This window comes from Lelliottia sp. GFLA7, assembly GCF_056490165.1.
Genome location: NZ_JBWLAQ010000042.1, coordinates 1 through 478, shown reverse-complemented (window position 1 = coordinate 478; position 478 = coordinate 1). Strand labels below are relative to the sequence as shown.

1 protein-coding gene is annotated in these 478 nt (G+C 63.2%); it reads right to left on the bottom strand.

Features of this window, described 5'->3' with window-relative positions:
* A partial coding sequence (locus AC07RN_RS21040) for a solute carrier family 23 protein (protein ID WP_478337226.1) occupies window positions 1-478 on the bottom strand: 478 nt, incomplete at both ends.

Genomic DNA, 478 nt, shown 5'->3' with positions numbered 1-478 from the left:
GAAGGTGGGCATGCCGAAGTGAAAGGGTGTGGGGAAACCGAACATCGGCCCCTGCATGACGCCAGAGAAGTCCGCCATGCCGAGCAGCACCGCGATCACGGTGCCGATCACCATGGCCAGCAGGATCGACAAGCGAGAGATCGTTGCGCTGCCGATCTTGCTCAGCAGCAGCACCAGCACCAGGGTCAGCGCGGCCAGGCCGATGTTGGACATGCTGCCAAAATCTGCCGCCCGGCTGTTGCCACCCATGGCCCAGCGCGCCGCTACAGGCATCAGGGTCAGGCCGATGGTGGTAATCACAATGCCCGTCACCAGCGGCGGAAAAAACTTGGTGATCCTTGAGAACACCGGGGTAATCAACAAACCGATAAAGGACGCGGCCATCACCGCCCCGAGAATCGCTGGCACACCACCGGCACCGTCGCTGCCGACAATCGCCACCATGGTCGCCACCCCCGCGAACGACACGCCCTGCACC